At 71.9% G+C, this 18589-nt stretch carries 15 protein-coding genes; 7 read left to right on the forward strand and 8 right to left on the reverse strand.

Annotated elements, in window-relative coordinates; genetic code table 11:
- Positions 1-40: 40 nt before the first annotated feature.
- The 3 genes from ACH4S8_RS13240 to ACH4S8_RS13250 form a co-directional block, all read right to left on the reverse strand.
- A complete protein-coding gene (locus ACH4S8_RS13240) occupies positions 41-820 on the reverse strand; it encodes an HAD-IIA family hydrolase (RefSeq protein WP_398393096.1) in 780 nt (259 codons plus the stop codon).
- A gap of 207 nt (positions 821-1027) precedes the next feature.
- Entirely contained in the window at positions 1028-1987 is a 960-nt protein-coding gene (locus ACH4S8_RS13245) for a hypothetical protein (protein WP_398393098.1), read from the reverse strand.
- 416 nt (positions 1988-2403) lie between these two features.
- Complete coding sequence (locus ACH4S8_RS13250) at positions 2404-3654, reverse strand: ROK family protein (RefSeq protein WP_398393100.1); 1251 nt, start codon at positions 3652-3654, stop codon at positions 2404-2406.
- Positions 3655-3741: 87 nt separating this feature from the next.
- Here ACH4S8_RS13250 and ACH4S8_RS13255 point away from each other — a divergent pair, with 87 nt between their 5' ends.
- On the forward strand, positions 3742-4833 hold the full coding sequence (locus ACH4S8_RS13255) for a Gfo/Idh/MocA family oxidoreductase (RefSeq protein WP_398393102.1): 1092 nt from the start codon (positions 3742-3744) through the stop codon (positions 4831-4833).
- Entirely contained in the window at positions 4830-5303 is a 474-nt protein-coding gene (locus ACH4S8_RS13260; RefSeq protein WP_398393104.1) for a heme-degrading domain-containing protein, read from the forward strand. Before ACH4S8_RS13255 ends, ACH4S8_RS13260 begins: the two co-directional genes overlap by 4 nt.
- Positions 5304-5445: 142 nt before the next feature.
- Here the strand turns inward: ACH4S8_RS13260 and ACH4S8_RS13265 are convergent, their stop codons facing one another.
- The 4 genes from ACH4S8_RS13265 to ACH4S8_RS13280 all read right to left on the reverse strand — a co-directional run bounded on the left by ACH4S8_RS13265 (position 5446) and on the right by ACH4S8_RS13280 (position 8375).
- Positions 5446-6303: a fumarylacetoacetate hydrolase family protein gene (locus ACH4S8_RS13265; RefSeq protein WP_398393106.1), complete on the reverse strand. Its 858-nt coding sequence runs from the start codon at positions 6301-6303 to the stop codon at positions 5446-5448.
- A gap of 147 nt (positions 6304-6450) precedes the next feature.
- Complete coding sequence (locus tag ACH4S8_RS13270; protein WP_398393184.1) at positions 6451-7218, reverse strand: YidC/Oxa1 family membrane protein insertase; 768 nt, start codon at positions 7216-7218, stop codon at positions 6451-6453.
- A 194-nt stretch (positions 7219-7412) separates the two neighbouring features.
- Positions 7413-7721, reverse strand: coding sequence for a DUF6412 domain-containing protein (locus tag ACH4S8_RS13275; RefSeq protein WP_398393108.1), 309 nt, complete (start codon positions 7719-7721; stop codon positions 7413-7415).
- A gap of 66 nt (positions 7722-7787) precedes the next feature.
- Entirely contained in the window at positions 7788-8375 is a 588-nt protein-coding gene (locus ACH4S8_RS13280; RefSeq protein ID WP_398393110.1) for a winged helix-turn-helix transcriptional regulator, read from the reverse strand.
- A gap of 150 nt (positions 8376-8525) precedes the next feature.
- Between ACH4S8_RS13280 and ACH4S8_RS13285 the strand changes: the two genes are divergently transcribed.
- A complete protein-coding gene (locus ACH4S8_RS13285) occupies positions 8526-9974 on the forward strand; it encodes an MFS transporter (protein ID WP_398393112.1) in 1449 nt (482 codons plus the stop codon).
- Between the two features lie 80 nt (positions 9975-10054).
- Here ACH4S8_RS13285 and ACH4S8_RS13290 read toward each other — a convergent pair whose 3' ends face one another.
- Positions 10055-10861 carry a class E sortase gene (locus ACH4S8_RS13290; RefSeq protein WP_398393114.1) on the reverse strand — a complete coding sequence of 269 codons (807 nt, stop codon included), beginning with the start codon at positions 10859-10861 and terminating at the stop codon, positions 10055-10057.
- Between the two features lie 318 nt (positions 10862-11179).
- Here ACH4S8_RS13290 and ACH4S8_RS13295 point away from each other — a divergent pair, with 318 nt between their 5' ends.
- The 4 genes from ACH4S8_RS13295 (at position 11180) to ACH4S8_RS13310 (ending at position 18582) form a co-directional block, all read left to right on the forward strand.
- Positions 11180-12655, forward strand: a complete 1476-nt coding sequence (locus ACH4S8_RS13295) for a beta-1,6-galactanase (protein WP_398393116.1) — start codon at positions 11180-11182, stop codon at positions 12653-12655.
- Positions 12656-12777: 122 nt separating this feature from the next.
- Positions 12778-13797, forward strand: a complete 1020-nt coding sequence (locus ACH4S8_RS13300) for an SEC-C domain-containing protein (RefSeq protein ID WP_398393118.1) — start codon at positions 12778-12780, stop codon at positions 13795-13797.
- Between the two features lie 176 nt (positions 13798-13973).
- Positions 13974-15554 (forward strand): ATP-binding protein, encoded by a 1581-nt coding sequence (locus ACH4S8_RS13305; RefSeq protein WP_398393120.1) that lies wholly within the window; start codon positions 13974-13976, stop codon positions 15552-15554.
- A gap of 118 nt (positions 15555-15672) precedes the next feature.
- Positions 15673-18582 carry a Z1 domain-containing protein gene (locus tag ACH4S8_RS13310; protein WP_398393186.1) on the forward strand — a complete coding sequence of 970 codons (2910 nt, stop codon included), beginning with the start codon at positions 15673-15675 and terminating at the stop codon, positions 18580-18582.
- Positions 18583-18589 lie beyond the last annotated feature (7 nt).

The following is an 18589-nucleotide window of genomic DNA, read 5'->3' on the forward strand; positions in this document are numbered from 1 at the left end:
GCCGGTTTGGAACCCGCGCCCGGGCACCCGGACCGCGGGTTCAGACGCGGTCGACGAGATCCGCGATCGAGTCGACGACCTTCGAAGGCCGGTACGGGTAGCGCTCGATCTCCTCCGTCGTGGTCAGCCCGGTCAGGACGAGGAAGGTCTGCATCCCCGCCTCCAGACCGGCCAGGACGTCGGTGTCCATGCGGTCGCCGATCATCGCGCTGGACTCGGAGTGCGCGCCGATGGCGTTCAGACCGGTCCGCATCATCAGCGGGTTCGGCTTGCCCGCGAAGTACGGCTGCTTGCCGGTGGCTTTGGTGATCAGCGCGGCGACCGCCCCGGTGGCCGGCAACGGGCCCTCGGTGGACGGGCCGGTCTCGTCCGGGTTGGTGGCGATGAACCGGGCGCCGCCCTTGATCAGCCGGACCGCCTTGGTCATCGCCTCGAAGGAGTAGGTACGGGTCTCGCCGAGGACCACGTAGTCGGGTTCGTGGTCGGTCAGCACGTATCCGATGTCGTGCAGCGCGGTGGTCAGACCCGCCTCGCCGATGACGTACGCCGTGCCGCCGGGCCGCTGGTCGTCCAGGAACTTGGCGGTGGCGAGGGCGGAGGTCCAGATGTTCTCGACCGGTACGTCCAGGCCCATGCGCTTGAGCCGGGCGTGCAGGTCGCGGGCCGTGTAGATGGAGTTGTTCGTCAGGACGAGGAAGGGCTTCCCGGACTCCCGCAGTCTCTTGACGAAGGCGTCGGCGCCGGGGATGGGCACGCCTTCGTGGATGAGGACACCGTCCATGTCGGTGAGCCACGACTCGATCGGCTTGCGCTCTGACATGTGCTGGTCTCCTGCCGTCCTGGCGTACGTACGCACGTGAACCGGGGCTGCCGGAACGCCGCTGTACCGACGCGGCCAGCCTAGTCAGGACAGCGTGAGCGCGGCCGGGCCGCCCCCGGCCACCGTGCCTTCGCCCGCGATCGCTCGGCGTCCACCCGCACCGGAGCCCGCCCGCCCGGAGTCCGGCCGGATCTCCGCTCCCCGGGGTCAGCGCCGACGCGGGCGCACCCGCCGCGCCAGGGCGAACAGTCCGGCTCCGAAGGCGACGAGGGCGAGCGCGAGCGCGGCCAGCGCCGGCCGGTTCGGCCTGCCGGGTCCGGTCCTGGCCAGCTGGTCGTCGGGGGACAGCGCCGTCGTACCGGTCCCGGTGGTGGTGCCGTTACCAGTGCCAGTGCCAGTGCCAGTGCCCGTGCCCGTGCCCGTACGGGCTACGACTCCGGGGTCCGTACGGGCACGGGCCGCGTCACCCGGGTCCGTGGCACCGGGGTCCGTAGAGGCGACGGCACCCGGGCTCGCGGACGCGGACGCCGTCCCGTCCGGGTCCTCGTCCGTGCCGCTCGCCCTGCCCGCCTCCGCCTCCTTGGCCTTGACGTCGCCCTCGATCCGGAAGCGGTAGGCGTTCGACTCCCCGACCCAGTCGCCGTCGTCATCGTGTTTCTGCACGACGGCCGCGTTCGCGACGACGGCGTTCGGCGCGGTCGCGTCGGAGGTCAGCGAGAGCCGCACCTTCACCGTGAGGGTGCGCCCGGGGGCCACGGTGAATCCGGGGAAGCCGTCGTCGAACGGTCCCACGTTCTCGGCCTCGTCGCTCCGCTCGAACCTCACCGCGTGGGCCCGCTCCCCCTCGAAGAACTCCAGCCGCGCCTGCTCCGGCCGCAGCGTCCGCTCCTCGTCCACGAGGACGACGACCGGATGGATCGCTCCGCAGGGGTGCGCCGTGGTGTTGGTGAGGTCGATGTACCAGGTCGCCGAGTCCCCTCCCGCCCGGTAGGCGTCGGGACCGCCGTGGATCCGGGTCTTGATCGGGAAGTCGTGGGTGTCGGACGAGACACAGGCGGGACGGGGGTCCAGCGCGTGTGCCGGGGCCGGGGCGAGCGTCACGCACAGCGCGAGTGCGGTCGGGGCGAGGGCGGTCGGAGCGAGCGGATGGGACGTACGCAGTCGCATGAGGAGCCTTTGGCCGATCGGGAGGGGGCGGGGATCGGGAGGACCGAAAGCGTCAGTCGGTGCCGGGCAATGGCGCTCGTGACCCTGCCACGAGCCGCCCCCACTGCCCGACCGCCATCCGGGGAGTCACCCCCGTTCGGCCCCCGGAATCCCACCCGTCCGGCGGCACCCGCCCGCCCCGGACCGCCCCCGGCCGTCCCGGCACCCGGTCCCGGCCGTCCCGGCACCCGACCCGAGGTACGGGAGGGACCGTCCCCGCCCGGACCACCGCGCACGGCCGCCGCAGCCGGAACAGTGCCGTCGGAGCGGAAACGGACGCAACCGGGCTGTCGGAGCAGACGCGGGCCGAACAGAACCGTGGAAGCAGGCGCAGACGCAGGCGCCCCAGCCGTGCCGCCCCGCCCGGCCCTCGGCCCTCAGCCCTCCCCGCGCCCGAACAGCGGGGCCAGCAGCAGCTGGGCCGCGCCCTCGGCCACCCCGCGCGCTCCGCCGGGGGCCAGCCGGACCGGCACCGCCGCCCCACCGCCCTCACGCCGGGCCCGTTCCTCCAGGACGGCCCCGACCCCCCGGAGGAAGACCTCCTCGTGCGCCGCGACCGTGCGCCCGCCCAGCAGCACGAGGTCGATGTCGAGCAGCCCCACCAGGTTCGCCGCCCCGGCGCCGAGCACCCGGGCCGCCTCGGCCACGGTCCCCCGCGCCACCGCCTCCAGGCACAGCACCTCGATGCACCCGCGGTTCCCGCACTCGCACAGCGGCCCGTCCAGCTGGATGACCTGGTGTCCGAACTCCCCGGCCCCGGTACGGGCCCCCCGGTGCACGACCCCACCGATCACGAGCCCCGCGCCCAGTCCCGTCCCCAGATGCAGATAGGCGAACGACCCGCCGCCCGCGACGGGGGCGGGGCCGGGCCGGGAGCCGGTTCCCACCGCGACCCCGAGCGCCGCCGCGTTGGTGTCCTTGTCCACGACCACGGGCAGCCCGAGCCGCCCGGCCAGCGCCTCCCGCAGGGCGAACCCGTCCCACTCGGGGAAGCCCGTCACCCGGTGCAGCACCCCCAGGGTGTGGTCGAGCGGCCCCGGCAGCGCGACCCCCACGCCCAGCGGCGACACCCCGCCGAGCAGGGCCGCGACCTCCCCGGCCGCCCCTTCGACCACCGCGTCGGCCCCGGCCCCCAGGTCCAGCGGGGTGCGCCGCTCGGCCACCACGGCTCCGGTGAGATCGCAGAGCACCGCCGTCAGTTCGTCCCGGTCGAGATGCAGCCCGACCGCGTGCCCCGCCTCGGGCACGAGCCGCAGCACCGTGCGGGGCTTGCCGCCCGTGGACGCGAGGCGCCCCGCCTCCGTCGCCAGACCGTCCGCCCGCAGCCGCGCGGTGATCTTGCTGACGGCCTGCGGGGTCAGCCCGGTCCGCTCGGCGAGTTCCAGGCGGCTGATGCCGGAGGTCCCCGCCGTACGCAGCAGATCGAGCACCAGCGCGGCGTTGTGGCTGCGCAGGGCGGGCAGGTTCACCCCGGCCGTCCCGGCGCCCGCACCGGCACCGCCTCCCGGACTCCCCGGCACCCCCTGGTGCGCGAAGACCCCGGAGACACCGGCGCCCCCGGCCCCGCCCTCGTCCGCGAGAACGCCCGAGGTCCGGGGTACACCTGGATTCCCGGGGATCCTCTGCATCCCGCCCCCACCCGCATCGGTCCATTTCACATCGCCCATTGTCTCCCGCGCTTGCACTTTGGCAACAGCGTTGCGAAAGTAGGACGCATGACAGGCATGACTGGTACCGGTACGCCCCTTCGCGTGGGTCTCGTGGGCTACGGCCTCGCGGGTTCCGTCTTCCACGCCCCGCTGATCGCCACGACGGAGGGGCTCGCCCTCGACACCGTCGTCACCTCGAACCCGGAGCGCGAGGCGCAGGCCCGCGCCGAGTTCGGCGACGGACTCCGCTTCGCCGCCACCCCCGAAGAACTCCTGGCACGTGCCGACGAGCTCGACCTGATCGTCATCGCGTCCCCGAACAAGACCCACGTCCCGATCGCGACCGCCGCCCTGGAGGCCGGCCTCCCCGTGGTCGTGGACAAGCCCATCGCCGGTACGGCGGCCGAGGCCCGCGAGCTGGCCGCCCTGGCCGACGAGCGCGGTCTGCTGCTCTCCGTCTTCCAGAACCGCCGCTGGGACAACGACTTCCTGACCCTGCGCAAGCTGTTCGCCGACGGCGAGCTGGGCGACATCCAGCGCTTCGAGTCCCGTTTCGAGCGCTGGCGCCCGCAGCTGAAGGGCGGCTGGCGCGAGTCCGGCGACCCGACGGAGATCGGCGGTCTCCTCTACGACCTCGGCAGCCACCTCGTCGACCAGGCGCTCGTCCTCTTCGGCCCCGCGGCCTCGGTGTACGCGGAGTCGGACGTCCGCCGTCCGGGCGCGCTGACCGACGACGACACGTTCATCGCGATCACGCACGAGAACGGGGTCCGCTCGCACCTGTACGTCTCGGCGACGACCGCCCAGCTCGGCCCGCGCTTCCGCGTCCTCGGCTCGCAGGCGGGCTACGTCAAGTACGGCCTCGACCCGCAGGAGGCCGACCTGCGCGACGGCAGGCGTCCCGGCGCCGGCACCGAGTGGGGCGTCGAGCCGGAGGCCCTGTGGGGCCGCGTCGGCTCCGGCGAGTCCCCGCAGACCGGCGGCGGACGCCCCGAGCCGACGGTCGCGGGCGCGTACCCCGCGTACTACGCGGCCGTGGCCGCCGCGATCCGTGACGGCGGCCCGAACCCGGTCAGCGCCCACGAGGCCGCCGCCGCCCTCGACGTCCTGGAGGCCGCTCGCCGCTCCGCCCGCGAGTCCGTGGCGGTGTCCCTGTGACCACGCCCGCCGCACCGGAGATCGCCGAGCTGGAGGAGCAGGAGCGCCGGCTGACGTTCCAGCGTTTCACCCACGACGACGCCTGGGCTCTCGGCACGCTCCTCGTCGGACTCGCCCGCGAGCGCGAGGCGCCGGTGGCCGTCGACATCCGCCGCGGTGGCCAGCAGCTCTTCCACGCGGCGCTGCCGGGTTCCACCCCGGACAACGACGCCTGGATCGACCGCAAGCGCCGCGTCGTCGAGCGGTACGGCTGCTCCTCGCTGCTGGTCGGCTCGCGCTTCCGCGCCAAGGGCACGACCTTCGAGGACTCCTCGCGCCTCGACCCCGACACGTACGCGGCCCACGGCGGCGCGTTCCCGATCACCGTGACGGGCGCGGGCGTCATCGGCACCGTGGTGGTCTCGGGCCTGCCCCAGGTGGAGGACCACAAGATGGTCGTAGAGGCCCTGGAGAAGTTCCTGGCCGAGTAGCACCCCGGTTCCCCGCGCCTCACAAGGGGCGCGGGGAAGCCCCGCCAGGGGCGCGAGGAACTGCGCGAGCGACCACGACGCACCCGCGCCGAAAAGAGAACCCCGACCGGAGCGCACCCCACCCGCGAACCAAGCGGAGCGCTCACGCGTCGGCGAGTGCCTGCCGCTGCCGCCCCAGCCCGTCGATCTCCAGCTCCACGACGTCCCCCGCCCGCAGATACGGCTTCGGCTCGGGCCGCCCGAGGGCCACCCCGGCGGGCGTACCGGTGTTGATGACATCACCGGGGTAGAGCGTCATGAAGTGGCTGACGTACCGGACGACCTCGGCGACCGGGAAGATCTGCTCGGCCGTCGTCCCGTCCTGCTTCAGCTCCCCGTTCACCCAGAGCCGCAGCGGCAGCGCCTGCGGGTCGGGCACCTCGTCCGCGGTCACCAGCCACGGACCCAGCGGGTTGAACGTCTCGCAGTTCTTGCCCTTGTCCCAGGTCCCGCCGCGCTCGATCTGGAACGCGCGCTCGGAGACGTCGTGCGCCACCGCGTACCCGGCGACATGCGCGAGCGCCTCCTCGCCGGACTCCAGGTAGCGGGCGGTCCGGCCGATGACGACGGCCAGCTCGACCTCCCAGTCGGTCTTCACCGACCCGCGCGGCACGAGCACCGTGTCGTTCGGCCCGACCACGGTGTCCGCCGCCTTGAAGAAGATCACCGGCTCGGCGGGCGGCTCGGCCCCGGTCTCCCGGGCGTGGTCGTGGTAGTTCAGCCCGATGCACACGACCTTGCCGATCCGGGCCAGCGGCGGTCCGACGCGCAGTCCGTCCGGGTCCAGCGCGGGCAGCTCACCGGCCGCCTCGGCGGACCGGATCCGGCCGAGCGCCGCGTCGTCGGAGAGCAACGCCCCGTCGATGTCGGCGACGAGGCCCGACAGGTCCCGCAAGGTCCCCCCGGCGTCGAGCAGCGCGGGCCGCTCCGCCCCGGCCGTACCGACTCGCAGCAGCTTCATGGTCACCATCTCCCTCGGTGGCGGGCCGTCGACCGAGGGGTGTGGCCGTCGGAGGACCGTGCGATCCTCCAAGCTCACCGTCCAGTCCGCAAGACCCCGTTCACGGACCGGACCGCCGGCGAAGGCCGGCGAAGAGCGGCGGCGCCGTCAGGCGAGAGCCGCCGCGGCGGGCATCGCCCCCGGCATGTCCCGGTAGAGCACCGCCCGCTCCACCGCGCTCCAGGCCGCACTGGTCACCACGTACAGCGCGGCTGCCAGCGGCACCACGGCCACGGTGAACAGCGTGAAGAAGGACATGAACGGCATGATCTTGCCGACGGAGGCGAGCGCCGCCGCGGTCGCCTGCTCGCCCTCGCTCCGGTCTTCGCCCGCCACCGGCGCGGCGACGGGGGTCGTCCGCTTCGTGCGCACGTAGTTGAAACAGGCCACGACCGTGACGACCGCGAAGAGGGCCAGGTAGACGAGGCCGGCCGGCCCGAAGAGTCCGCCGTCGCCGAGCGCGTCCGCCCACCGGCCCCCGAGCGGCGCGGCGAACAGCTTGTGCCCGAGCAGGGTGTTGGCCTCGCCGCCGATCGTCGAGCTGGAGAACAGGTGGTAGAGGAGGAAGAAGGCCGGCATCTGGAACAGGCTGGGCAGGCATCCGGACAGCGGCGACACCTTCTCCTCGGCGTGCAGTTCCATCAGTGCCTTCTGGAACTTCTCGCGGTCCTTGCCGTGCTCCTTCTTCAGTTCGGCGATCCGCGGCCGAAGCGCCGCCTGGGCCCGCTGTCCGCGCGCCGCCGCCCGCGACAGGGGATGCACGAGCAGGCGTACGAGCATGGTGAACAGGACGATCGCCGCGGCGGCGGCCGAGGTGTGGAACAGCGGCTGGAGCAGGTCGGCGATGTGTTCGACCAGGTGCGCGAAAACGGACATGAACGTGGACATGCGTGAGCCCTCCGGGGGTCTCGTCGTGCCGGGAGTGGTACGGAATGCGGCATGACGACCCGCGCCGGGTCACCCGTGACGAAGTACCGCTCGGGGTGAGTCACCGGAAGTCTCGGGGTGAGTCACCAGGAGTGCGGAGCCGTCCGGGACGGTCGTCGGACCGTCACCGGGAAGGGGGTGCCCTACGCGGTCGCCGGAAGGGCGTGTCCGGGCGCCCTGGGGCGCGGCCGTCCGCTGGCGTCGGGATCGCGCTGCGGCAGGAAGGCCGTGCGGCGGTCGCGGTCGCGGATGGTCGTACGGACCCGGGTGGGCGGCACGGCGGGCGCGCAGCGCGCCACGATGAGGGAGCAGGCGACGAAGGCCGACCCGGCGGCGGCCGTCGCGGCGAACGCGACGGTGGCGGTGAGGCTGCCCGTGTCGAGCAGCGCGACCTCGAGGAGCAGGAGCAGCAGTACGGCGGCGGGGCGGGCGTCGGCCCAGGTCCGGGTCATCGACCGCTCCTCCTCTCGTACGTGGTGCGCGTCCGCTCGTACGGGGTGCGCGTCTCCCTCCGTTCGTTATACAGGATGGTTCTCCACCGGCCGCCCGGAACCGGACGCGGCATCCGCCACACCGTCCGGACCGCGATCCGTGTCGACGGGCTCCAGCAGTCGCCTCGGCGCGAGCAGGGCCCGGCTGACCGGATCCACCGGGTCCCGGTCGAGTCCGGGGCCCGGTGTCATCTCGACGTCCGGGACGGGCACGACCACGGCGCAGGCGGGGCATTCGCCGTACGGGCCGAGTTCCGTGCCGCAGACGGCGTGCCGGAAATAGCGCAGGCGGCTCTCGCCGAAGTGCTCGCGGCCCCACAGGCCGAGCGAGCGCAGGGTGGGCCACAGGGCGGTCCCGCGGTCGGTCAGGACGTACTCGTCCCGCGGCGGCGACTCCCGGTAGCGGCGCTTCTCGAGGATCCCCTCGGCGGTGAGCGCCTGGAGGCGGGCCGCGAGCACGGCCCGCGGGATGCCGAGGTGCACGAGGAAGTCGTTGTAGCGCCGTACGCCGTAGAGCGCGTCGCGGATGACGAGCAGCGTCCAGCGCTCGCCGACGACCTCCAGCGCGCGGGCGATCGAGCACTCCTGCGTCGCGTAGTCCTTGCCCAGAGCCATGGCTCCACTGTAGCCACTTTCCGACACGTCGGTTCATTGACCGAACCCGGGTGGTACGGTCTACCCGTACGCAAGGTTCAATGACTGAACCTATCCACTCTGCGGGACCGCCCGTCCGGCAGAACCGACCCAGGGAAGCGAAGGCAGGCCATGACCCGGCTCGACCGGCCCGACACCAGGACGCAGCCCGCACACACGGCCGGGAGCCGGCAGGCTTCTGCCGCGCACACGGCCGGGGCCCGGCAGGCCTCTGCCGCGCACGACGCTCCGCGGGCCACCCCGACCCTCGCCCTCACCAGTGCCGCCACCGCCGTCGCCCTGATGACGTACACGGCACCGATGGTCACGCTCCCCGACACCGCGGCCGCGCTGCACACCTCGGTCTCCGCCCAGGCCTGGCTGCTCAACGGCACCCCGCTGGGCCTGGCCGCGCTGCTCCTGGTCGCGGGCAGCCTCGCGGACGACTACGGCCGCCGCCGGATCTTCCTGGCCGGCACCGTCGCCCTCGGCCTCACCACCGCGCTCGGCGCGCTCGCGGGCTCCACCTGGCTGTTCACCCTGACCCGCATCGCGCAGGGAGCGGCGAGCGCGGCGATCCTCGCGAGCAGCCTGGGACTGATCGTGCACGCCTTCCCGTCCCCGCGCGGGCGACTGCGCGCGACGGGGGTGTGGGGCGCGTTCGTCAGCGGCGGTATCGCGGCGGGCCCGCTCCTCGCGGGCGCGATCGCCGGCTGGAACTGGCGGATGGCGTACGCCGTCCTGGGCGCCGCCGCCCTGCTCGTCGCCCTCCTCGGAACCCGCGCCCTGTCCGAGTCCCGCGCGCCGCGCGGCGGCCGGCCCGACCTCGCGGGGGCGCTGACCTTCGGCCTCGCGCTGGTGTCGCTGGTGGCCGCGCTGACGCTCGGCCGCGACGGCTGGCTGCGCGCGCCGGTGGGCCTGCTGCTGGCCGCGTTCCTCGTCCTGATGGCCGTGTTCGTCGCCGTCGAGCACCGCAGCGGGACGCCCATGATCGACCTCGGTCTGCTCCGGCACCGCCGCTTCCTCGCCTCGTCGGCGGGCGGGCTCTTCACGGGCCTCGCGGTGATCGGCCTGTTCAGCTTCCTGCCTGCGCTGCTCCAGCGGACGCTCGGGATGTCCGCCATGGACACCGCGTGGCTGTTCCTGCTGTGGTCCGGCCTCTCCTTCACCGTCGCCCTCCAGGCCCGCCGTCTCGCCGGCCGGGTCTCGCACCCCCATCAGCTCGCCCTCGGCTTCGCGCTGCACGCGGCCGGCGTCCTGACGATGCTCGGCGCGATCGGCTCCGGCTCGTGGCTCCGTCTGCTCCCGGGCTTCGTGCTCTCCGGGGTGGGCAGCGGTCTGCTGAACGCCGCGCTGCCGCTGCTGGCCGTCGAATCCGTGCCCGCGACCCGCACGGCGATGGGCTCGGGCGCCCAGCAGACCTTCCGCTACATCGGTTCATGTGCCGGGGTCGCCCTCACGATCGCCCTGGTCACCACCACCGGCGGACCGGCACACGGCGCGAACGTCGCGATCATGGTGTCGGCGGGGCTGGCCGTCCTGGGTACGGCGAGCGTCCTGGCCCTGCGGGACCGGGACTGAGCCGACGGAGGCACGGTCGCGAGACCGGGTGCCGTGCCGCACGCAGGCCGGGGCGGCACGGCGAGGCCGCCCGGCGCCCGTCAGCGGGGCCGCACGGAGGTGAGCTTCCCCCACACCGCCATGCGGTACCGGGAGGTGTACTCGGGGGTGCACGTGGTGAGCGTGATGTAGTACCCGGGCCGGCTGTACCCGTACGACGGCCGGACGGTGCTGCGCGGCACCGGACGGATCACCCCGACGTCCCGCGCGGAGGTCTGCGGAAGCGTCCGGTCGACGGTGTACGTGTACACGGCGGCCTTCGTCTCGACGGTGATGGTGTCACCGCGCCGGAGCCTCGGGAGGTACCGGAACGGCTCACCGTGCGTGTTCCGGTGCCCGGCGAGCGCGAAGTTCCCGGCCTGGCCGGGCTGTTGGGTGCCCTTGTAGTGGCCGACATAGCCCTTGTTGAGAACGCCGGTCTTGCTGACCCCCTCCGCGACCGGCACCTGCAGGGAGAGCCGCGGAATACGGAGGACGGCGTAGGCCTGGGACCAACGGGGCTGCGCCTGACCACTGCCACCCCCGGATCCGGACGCGGCCTGCCGCCCCGCCGCCTGTCCCCCGGTGGCCTTCCCGTCACCGCTCCCCCCGCCGTCCGTGCCCGAACCGGCGCTCGCGTCGGGGGCGGCGTCCCCCTGGGCCGGGGTCCCCCACTCCCGTTCCAGCGCCTGCACCTTGCGCTCGGCGCCGTGCCGCGCCTGCCGGTTGGTCCACCACAGCTGGTGCGCGACCAGGAGGAGCAGCACCACCCCGACGGTGACGAGCACCTCGGCACCGCTCCAGAGCGCTCGCCGGTACGCCGCCCGCCGTCGCCACGTGCCGTGGTGCACGACCCCCGGAGCCCGCATCCGTACGCCCCCTTCGCCGGGCGCACGATAGGCGTCACCCCGCCAACTCACCAGCCCCGCGCGGCCCCTGTCCGCACCAACCCCCTCGGACGCGCCCCGGAACCCCTCCGCCGAACCTTCCTCCACCGGTTTGAGAAAGGGCTGTCACAACCCTCGACAACCTCAGGCGCCACACCCGATGCTTCCTGATGGCATCACCGGGACAGGCAAGCGCCGGCGGGAACACCCCGGCGACCGAGTTCGAAGTCGAGTCGACAGATACGGCCAACTCCATTGCATTGAGCACGAGTTGAGCCGAGACGGACGGAGAGGCCAGCCATGATCCGACGCAGAACGCTCCTGGCCGCCGCGGGCGGTACGGTCCTCGGCGGCACCCTGGCGACCGGCACGGCCCACGCCGACGCGACGATCGCCGTCAACCCGGCGACGAAGTACGGGACATGGGAGGGGTGGGGCACCTCGCTCGCGTGGTGGGCCAATGTCTTCGGCGCCCGCGACGACTTCGCCGACCTCTTCTTCACCACCAGGTCGACGACGTACAACGGTGTTTCTCGACCCGGCCTGGGCCTGTCCATCGCCCGCTACAACCTCGGCGCGTGCAGTTGGAACAGCGTGGGCGGCGAGACCATGACCGCCTCCGCGAACATCCCCTCCTTCAAGCAGATCGAGGGCTACTGGCAGGACTGGAACAACGAGGACCCGACGTCGTCGGCCTGGAAGTGGACGGCGGACGCCACCCAGCGCGCCGCCCTCACCAAGGCGACCGCGCGCGGCGCGACGAGCGAGCTGTTCGCCAACTCCCCGATGTGGTGGATGTGCCTGAACCACAACCCGTCGGGCGCGTCCGGCGGCGGCAACAACCTCCAGTCCTGGAACTACCGCCAGCACGCCTCCCACCTCGCGGCGGTCGCCCTCTACGCGAAGACGAACTGGGGCGTGGACTTCGCCACCGTGGAGGCGTTCAACGAGCCCTCCTCCAGCTGGTGGACGTCCACCGGCACCCAGGAGGGCTGCCACATGGACGCGACCGTCCAGTCGGCCGTACTCCCTTACCTGCGCAGCGAGTTGGACAAGCGCGGTCTGACGGCCACCAGGATCTCCGCGTCCGACGAGACGAGCTACGACCTGGCCCGTACGACATGGAGCTCCTTCGGCTCGACGACCAAGGCCCTGGTCAACCGGGTCAACGTGCACGGCTACCAGGGTTCGGGCGGCCGCCGGGACCTCCTCTACACGGACGCCGTGACCACCTCCGGCAAGGCGTTGTGGAACTCCGAGTACGGCGACGGGGACGGCACCGGCCTCACCCTGGCGAGCAACCTCCTCCTCGACTTCCGCTGGCTGCACCCGACCGCCTGGGTCTACTGGCAGGTGATGGACCCCACGGCGGGCTGGGGCATGGTCAAGTACGACGCGAGCACCCTGACGGCCGGCGCGGTCGAGACGAAGCTCTATGTGATGGCCCAGTTCAGCCGCCACATCCGCCCGGGCATGACGATCGTGGACACGGGCGTGGACTACGCGGTGGCCGCCCACGACGCGGCGGCGAAACGCCTGGTGATCGTCGCGGCCAACAAGGGGACCTCCGCCCAGACCCTGACCTTCGACCTCTCCCGCTTCACCACGGTCTCCGGCGGCACGGGCGGCCTGGTCCCCCGCTGGAACACCCTGACGTCCGGCGGCGGCGACCTCTACACCTCCCACGCGGACACCTACCTGAACGGCAAGTCGGTGGCGGTGCCGTTCCCGGCCGGGTCGGTGCAGACGCTGCAGGTGGACGGGGTGGCGGTGTGAGGCGGGCCTGAGGCCGCACCCGACAGCCGGTGAGGCGTCCCCGAAGACGCCCTCGGGGACTCCCGTGTCTCTGGCCTGCAGGTCTCTCTCCTTGGCGGCCCGGCGGCAGTACGGTGTCCCCCATGCGCCCCGACACGCCTGCCGAGAACGTCGACCACACCGCCGAAGCGGCTCGCCTGGAGCGGACCGCCGGCCTGTACCCGGAGGACGCCGAGCACCTGCTCCTGCAGGCCGCGGCCCACCTCGAACTGGCCGGCGACCGCCCCGGCGCCACCACCCTCTACGACCGCCTGCTCGCCTCGGACACTCCCCTGGACAAGCCGTACCTCGTCCGCGCCCTCAAGGCGTCGAACCTGTGGGAGTACGGCCACGAGGCCGAGGCCCGCGCGATCATCGACGGCGTCAGGGCCGCGGCCCCGCGCGACCCGGCCCCCTGGGTGATCGTGGCGGAGGCCCTGGAGTCGCACGACGAGCTGGAGGCGGCACAGGACACCTTCACCGAGGGAACGACCCTGCTCCTGACGGACGTACCGGAACCCCCCTACTCCACGCTCCCCCTCCTCTTCGGCCGCCACCGGGTGCGCCGCATGCTGGGCGCGGCGCACGACGAGTGGGACGCGCTGGCCGACACCCTGCACTCGTCCCCGATCTCCCTGGACGAACTCCACGACCCGAAGCGGGTCTGGTCCCTCGGCTCGGACAACCCGGCGGAGCTCCAGGCCGAGATCATCCGCCTCCAGGCCGAACTGGGCGCCTACCGCGAGGCGCTGTCCCGCCCGTTCCCGGTGGCGGTCCTGCACTGGTCGGCCCCCGAGCTCACGGAACTGACCACGGCGTACCCGGACCTCACCACCGAGTACCCGTCGCACGACGAGCACCTGGCGACGATAGAGGCCTCCCTGCGCGAACTGGCCGGCTCCGGCACCCCGAACCTCGGCATCGTCACCGCCACGGTCCCCTCCTACGAGGCCTTCGCCGCCTCGGAGGCCTCCTCCCCCGCGGACACGACCCTGCTCCCCCAGTACGCGACGACCCTGGCGGCCCGAGGCCTGGCAGTGGCGTGGCCGCCGCAGCGGGGGGCGGGGTGCTGGTGCGGGTCGGGATCCTCCTATGAGGAGTGTCACGGAGCCCAGGACGCCTGAGACCGACGGCGTCAAACCCCTTGAAATACGGCCCCTGGAAAATCCAGGGGCCGCGTTCGTATTTGTGTCGGCCCCGTTACTCCTCCACAACTCGTTCACGCTAACGTCACACCTGATCTGCTGAACCGGCATGCCCGCACACATCCCGGGCGTGTCCCTGCCCGCGAGGACCACGTATGCCGCCCTACCAGCCGTCGTCCGACTGGCAGTTCGACGTGCCCACGAGCGGAAGCAAGCGACTCGCCCCGACGGCCAGGTCGTTCGAATCGCTCGCGCACCAGGGCTACGGCTTCGAGGCGGCCATCGCGGACCTGATCGACAACTCGATCGACGCCGGAGCCGGCAACGTCGTCGTGAGCTTCCTGCGGGACACGGGTGAACGCGGCGGACGGGACCGCCTCGTCGGCCTGCTCGTCATCGACGACGGCCACGGCATGGACGATGCGGACCTGGACACGGCGATGACCGTCGGCGGGCGCGAGAAGTACGCCGTCGGGGCCCTCGGGCACTTCGGCGCCGGGCTGAAGGCCGCCTCCCTCTCGCACGCCGACGCGCTCACCGTCATCAGCCGGACCAGGCGCAGTCCGTCGACCGGCCGCCGCTGGCTCACCGCCCGTGCGCAGGCCGACTTCACCTGCGACATCGTCGACGCGACGTACTGCCAGGACCTGGTCGACCGCTACGACGGGATCATCGGCTGGCACGGCACGATCGTGCGCTGGGACCAGGTCCGCGCCTTCGAGACCATCACCGCCGGCCAGACCGACCGCTATCTCAACGACGCGATCGAGCGGCTGGAGACCCACCTCGGTCTCCACCTCCACCGCTTCCTCGCCCGCGACGGCTTCCACATCGACATCGTCGTCGAGGACGTCCACACCCGGGAGGAACTGGACCACCGCGGCGTCGAGCCCATCGACCCGTTCGGGTACCGGATTCCGGGCCGCCCCGGCTATCCCCGTACGTACACCGCCCCCGTCGAAGGCCTCGGGGACGTCCCGCTCACCGCGCACATATGGCCGCCCAAGTCTCCGCTGGTGGCCTACCGGGGCATCGGCCCGCTCGCCGAGCGCCAAGGCTTCTACCTCTACCGCAACGACCGCCTCGTCCAGGCCGGCGGTTGGAACGACACCCGCAGCCCGGAAGGCCACCTCGCCCTCGCCAGGGTCGCCCTGGATCTGCCGTCCGAGCCCAACGACGTGTTCTCCCTGACCGTCAAGAAGGACGGGGTCCAGGTCACCCCGGCGTTCGCCCGAGGTCTGGAGAAGGCGGTGGACACCGACACCGGCCACACCTTCGCCGACTACGTCCGTGATGCGGAGACGGCCTACCGCGAAGCCGCCAAGCGGCGTACCGAGGTCAGACGCGTGGCCGTCATCCCGCCCGGCAAGGGCATCGACCCCAAACTGAAGCGGACGCTGCGGGACGAACTGCCGCAGCTGGAGGGCGACGACCCCATCACCTTCGTCTGGGCCAGGCTCGACGTACCGGCCGACGTCGACCCCGCCGAGCTGCTCTTCACGATCGACCACAAGGAGCGCCTGGTCGTCCTCAACAAGGACTACCGGCACGCCTTCAACGGCGACCGGCGCGGAGGCTCCAACGACGCCCCGGTCCTCAAGAGCCTTCTCTACCTGATGCTCAACGAGATCTTCCAGAAGGAACGGGTCTGGGCCAACCAGACCGACAAGGTCGCCCTGTGGAACAGCGTGCTCGTCGCCGCGGTACGGGCCGAACTCGCCCGCGGCGAGGACTAGTCCACGGCCCTCCCCCGTACCTTCCCGCACACCAGAGAGGCCACCGACCACCGTGACCGCCGAGAACGCGCCCGCTCCCGACCGCCTCACCGACCTCCACGGCGAGGTGCTCGACGCGATGAGCCGGCGCGGCCCCAAGCACTTCGCCAAGCTCGCCTTCGCGCTCGCCGACGACGACGAGCCGGCGGACACGGACGTGGCCGGATTCCACGAGCGCGTCCTGGCCGCGGCCCCCGGGGACGACCTGCTCGCCCTCTGGCGCCGCAAGCTCACCGCCTGGGACTTCGAGCAGTCCCCCTCGTGGTCGGCCACCGCGGCACGCACCCCGGAGCGCCGCGCCGAGGTCTACGGCAAGCTCGCGCTGGACGAGGATCTCAGCAAGGCGTTCGACGCCGCCGTCCCGGTCCACACGGAACCGGGTCCTGTCACCATCAGCCGCGATTTCCAGCCCTGGTACACCAGGGAGCACGCGGCGAACCGCTCCTTCTACTGGGCGTCGTACGAGCGTCTGCTGCGCCGCAAGGGATGGCCCGACGCAGCGGTCTCCGGCCTGGACGAAGCCGCCCACGCGGTCGTGGAGCGGCTGGCCGATCCCACCAGCGACACCTCTTACGGCGCGCGCGGACTCGTCGTCGGCTATGTGCAGTCCGGCAAGACCGCCAACTTCACCGGTGTCACCGCCAAGGCCATCGACGCGGGCTACCGCCTGATCATCGTCCTGGGCGGAACCCTCAACCTGCTGCGCGGCCAGACCCAGCGCCGCCTCGACATGGAGCTGATCGGCCAGGAGAACATCCTCGGCGCCGCCGACCCGGCCGACCCGGACGCCCTGGTCGGCATCGACTACCAGGACGACGAGGACTGGCCCGCCAAGTTCGTCTCCTTCGGCGCCCGCCCCTCCGACCTCGGCGCCTTCGACATCGAGCGTCTGACCTCCCGCGACCGTGACTACATGTCCCTGGAACGCGGCATCAGCGCGCTGGAGTTCGAGAAGCCCGACCGCACCCGCCCGCTGCACGACCCGGCGAACCTGCACGCGGCCCGCGCGCGGATCATGGTCGTGAAGAAGAACAAGTCGGTGCTGGAGAAGCTGGTCAAGGACCTCAAGAAGATCGGCCCGATCCTCGGCGAGATCCCGGCCCTGATCATCGACGACGAGTCGGACCAGGCTTCGGTGAACACCACGGACCCGAAGAAGTGGGAGGACGGCAAGGTCACGCGCACGGCGATCAACGGCCAGATCAGTGCCCTGCTCAAGCTGCTTCCCCGCGCGCAGTACGTCGGCTACACCGCGACCCCGTTCGCCAACGTGTTCATCGACCCGGGCGACGAGGAGGACCTGTTCCCGCGAGACTTCCTGATCTCCCTGCCCCGGCCCACCGACTACATGGGCGTTCAGGACTTCCATGACCTGGACGGCTTCGAGGGCGACGAGGGCGAAGCCGAGAAGAAGCACGTCCGGGGCATCTGCGACAGCACGGGTGACCGGCTCCAGGAGGCCTTGGACGCGTTCGTGCTCACGGGCGCGCTGAAGGTATACCGCGAGAAGCACGGCGTTCCATCCGAACCTTTCCGGCACCACACCATGCTGGTGCACGAGTCGGTCCGTATGGCCGAGCACGCAGCCCTCGCCTTGCGGATCAACACCATGTGGCACAACTCCGCCTACAAGGGGGATGGCCACACCCGCCTGGCGGCCCTCTTCGAGAGGGACTTCCGCGCCCATGCGGACGGCTCCCTGCCCACCCCCGAGACCTACGCAGACCTGAAACCGCACGTCTCCCGAGCCTGCCAGCTGATCAATCAGGGCGGCAGTCCGGTCATCGTCGTGAACGGCGATAGCGAGCGCGACTACGCCCAGCCCGACCTGGACTTCGACCGCACCCCGAACGTCTGGAAGATCCTCGTCGGCGGCACCAAGCTGTCGCGCGGCTTCACCGTCGAGGGCCTGACGATCACGTACTACCGCCGCACGACCCAACAGGCCGACACCCTGATGCAGATGGGCCGCTGGTTCGGCTTCCGCCCCGGTTACCGGGACCTGGTGCGGCTGTACATCGGCCGCGAGGAGGCCCTCGGCCGCGGCCGCAACGCCAAGACCGTCGACCTGTACGAGGCGTTCGAGGCGATCTGCCGCGACGAGGAGCTCTTCCGCGACGAACTGGCCCGCTACGCCCCACTGGTGGGCGGCCGCCCCCAGGTCACCCCCGCCCAGATCCCGCCCCTGGTCGCCCAGCACCTGCCCTGGGTGAAGCCGTCGGCCCGGAACAAGATGTTCAACGCGGAACTGGTGGAGGTGCGGTCGCCGGGCAAACCGATCGAGCCGGCCGCTTACCCGCAGGACGCTGTACTGACCTCGCGCAACACCGAGCGCTGGAAGTCCGTCCTCGCGGCACTCAGCGGCACCTCAGCGACCTGCGTTCTGCGGCCGGACGAGACTTCGCCCCTGCCCCGCAGCTTCCAGGCGGCAACCACGCTCATCCCGCACGCTCAGCTCCTTTCCGTTCTGAGCTCGCTGGAGTGGGAGGACGGCAACGTTCTCGCCCCGCACCTGACCTACTTGTCCCAGCTTGACGGCCGCCTGGCCAAGGTTGACGACTGGCTGGTCATCGCTCCGCAGCGAACACAGCACAACCGGATCGAGGCGACTGTGCTGGGCCAGGGACCGTTCTCCCTGTTCCGCCGAAGCCGCCAGTCTGGAAAGCAGTCCTTCGGCCGTATCTCAGGCCTGGAACACCGCCTGTTCGCGCAGCAGTTGATCGAACGGCCTGACTTGGCCTCCACGGGAGACAGCTTCCCCGCGCTCGGAGCGACGCAGGGCATAGTGCTCCTGTATCCCGTCGTAGAAGCCGCCCAGGACGATGAGGTCAAAGCCGTCGCCACGACGGGCACTGCGGCAACTGACCGCGTCATCATGGCGTTCACCGTGATTCCGCCGAAGGCAGCCATCGACACGAAGAAGCAGCTCGTGCGCTTCCGAACCAAGGACTCCACTCGTCCAGACGCGGTTATCGTCAACGCGGGCTAAAGCGCGA

It is taken from the genome of Streptomyces sp. NPDC021080 (assembly GCF_044333225.1).
Lineage (GTDB): Bacteria > Actinomycetota > Actinomycetes > Streptomycetales > Streptomycetaceae > Streptomyces.

Coding starts and splice junctions, on each gene's coding strand:
- ACH4S8_RS13295 (WP_398393116.1), top strand. CDS start 11,180: ATGATCCGACGCAGAACGCTCCTGGCCGCCGCGGGCGGTACGGTCCTC.
- ACH4S8_RS13240 (WP_398393096.1), bottom strand. CDS start 820: ATGTCAGAGCGCAAGCCGATCGAGTCGTGGCTCACCGACATGGACGGT.
- ACH4S8_RS13250 (WP_398393100.1), bottom strand. CDS start 3,654: ATGCAGAGGATCCCCGGGAATCCAGGTGTACCCCGGACCTCGGGCGTT.
- ACH4S8_RS13300 (WP_398393118.1), top strand. CDS start 12,778: ATGCGCCCCGACACGCCTGCCGAGAACGTCGACCACACCGCCGAAGCG.
- ACH4S8_RS13255 (WP_398393102.1), top strand. CDS start 3,742: ATGACAGGCATGACTGGTACCGGTACGCCCCTTCGCGTGGGTCTCGTG.
- ACH4S8_RS13265 (WP_398393106.1), bottom strand. CDS start 6,303: ATGAAGCTGCTGCGAGTCGGTACGGCCGGGGCGGAGCGGCCCGCGCTG.
- ACH4S8_RS13305 (WP_398393120.1), top strand. CDS start 13,974: ATGCCGCCCTACCAGCCGTCGTCCGACTGGCAGTTCGACGTGCCCACG.
- ACH4S8_RS13280 (WP_398393110.1), bottom strand. CDS start 8,375: ATGGCTCTGGGCAAGGACTACGCGACGCAGGAGTGCTCGATCGCCCGC.
- ACH4S8_RS13290 (WP_398393114.1), bottom strand. CDS start 10,861: ATGCGGGCTCCGGGGGTCGTGCACCACGGCACGTGGCGACGGCGGGCG.
- ACH4S8_RS13275 (WP_398393108.1), bottom strand. CDS start 7,721: ATGACCCGGACCTGGGCCGACGCCCGCCCCGCCGCCGTACTGCTGCTC.
- ACH4S8_RS13270 (WP_398393184.1), bottom strand. CDS start 7,218: ATGTCCGTTTTCGCGCACCTGGTCGAACACATCGCCGACCTGCTCCAG.
- ACH4S8_RS13310 (WP_398393186.1), top strand. CDS start 15,673: ATGAGCCGGCGCGGCCCCAAGCACTTCGCCAAGCTCGCCTTCGCGCTC.
- ACH4S8_RS13285 (WP_398393112.1), top strand. CDS start 8,526: ATGACCCGGCTCGACCGGCCCGACACCAGGACGCAGCCCGCACACACG.
- ACH4S8_RS13245 (WP_398393098.1), bottom strand. CDS start 1,987: ATGCGACTGCGTACGTCCCATCCGCTCGCTCCGACCGCCCTCGCCCCG.